At 67.7% G+C, this 1,611-nt stretch carries 1 protein-coding gene and 1 pseudogene; one reads left to right on the plus strand and one right to left on the minus strand.

From position 1 onward, the window contains the following. Positions 1–112: 112 nt before the first annotated feature. Positions 113–590: pseudogene (locus tag AB0H57_RS32790) on the minus strand (transposase); the annotation flags it as partial. Between the two features lie 771 nt (positions 591–1,361). Between AB0H57_RS32790 and AB0H57_RS32795 the strand changes: the two are divergent. After that, positions 1,362–1,611: pilin (locus AB0H57_RS32795; protein ID WP_357512624.1), on the plus strand; the 250-nt coding region annotated here is incomplete at its 3' end.

Here is a 1,611-nt window from a genome sequence, read left to right on the forward strand (position 1 = left end):
ACCCACAAGCTCGCGGTCACGGCGGAGCTCCGCCAAGCACTCAGAAAGGACGTCGGAGACGAGATTACCGTCCACCTCACCCAACGTCGCTAAGAGCGACCGGCAGTAGGCGTCACTTGAGCCTGCGGGTGGTAGGTCTGGTGTCCCAGCGGTAGAGGATTCGGGCCAGGGTGATGAGTTGACGGATGGTGATGATGGCGGCGGTCAGGTACAGATAGAAGTCGATGGTCCTGGCGTCGCGGTCGGTGCAGCGGCGGATCTCGCCGAAGCCGTTCATCCGAGTTCGTCCTCTCGAGCACCCAGCGCTTGCCGATCTGGATCGGGGCGGGCACGCCCTTGCGGGCGATCTCGGCGTCGAAGCCGAGTTCATCGAGTAGCTCCCGGGTGCGGTTGTCGTAGCCGCGGTCCAGATGCGCGGTTACCTGCTCAGGCCAGTGATGGCGTAGCTGGGCGCTGCACGCTTCGATGGTGTCGCGTAGCAGCGGCGAGTCGTGGCGGTTGGCGGTGGCGCCGGTGATCCCGAGCGGGAGGCCGTAGCCGTCCACGCCGGTCGAGCGTTTCATGCCGCCCTTGCCGCGGTCGACCGGGGACAGTTCACCCACCGGTAGGCGAATGCGTCCGTCGGGCGGTCCCAACCGGGCCGCCGGCGACCATAGGCGCGGTCTGCGCGTGCCCGTTACTTGCGCCACCAGGTGGGCGCCGGCGCGTTCGGCGGCCTGGCAGCCGGCGACCTTCTGTTCGTCGGTGAGGTACGCGTTGTCGAGGATGACCTTTACCAGGGCGCCGTCCGCAGCGGTGGCGACCGCGCGGATATCGTCTTCGACGTAGGTCAGATCGGCCGAGCGCAGGCGTCCGATGTTGAGCAGCATATCGATCTCGGCTGCGCCCTGCTGGATCGCCAGGCGTGGCGGGGCGCCGCCGAGCGGGTCCGGCTGCGGGAACGCTGGCCTTGATCGGTGTCGCGTGGCTGCCGTGGGGCAGCCGACGGTGCCTACGAGCACGTCGGTGCCGGTCAGCAGGGTGGCGGCGAGCGGCACGTCGCATGGGCGTACGCATACGTATAGTTCGGCCGGTTCGGGCATCTGGTGTGCTTCAAGCCTGCCTGACCGGTGCTGTCAGAAAGTGACAGCTGCCGGCGAGTTCGACCGTCCTGACAGTCGAGATCTGGGCGGTGCATGTCATCCATGGCATGCCCGCCCGGCGGGGACCCTCGGGCGAGGGCCCGGGGTTCGGCGCGGCTGGCGCGGCGTACTGACACCGCATTCCCTTTCCATCAGGTAAGGGAGGAGCGCCCCCACCGGACCTTCGGCCTCGCCCAGGTCCCCGCCGCGGCGGCCCCACGTCCCTAAGGGAGCCCCGCCATGCAGTCGACCTTGTCCGTCCTGTCCAGCCTCGCTGCGGTGTCGCAGCCGTTGGCCGTCAACAGCATCAACCAGGTCATTTCCAACATCACGGCCTGGGTCATGGGCATCCTGGCGATCGTCGCGACGATGTTTCTTGTCATCGGTGGCTTGCGGTACATGGCGGCCGGCGGTGATCCTGCTCAGGTCGAGCAGGCGAAGAGCAACGTGAAGTCGGCGCTGGTCGGCTACGCGCTTGCGGTGTTGGCGC

This window comes from Micromonospora sp. NPDC050686, assembly GCF_040654475.1.
Classification (GTDB): domain Bacteria; phylum Actinomycetota; class Actinomycetes; order Mycobacteriales; family Micromonosporaceae; genus Micromonospora.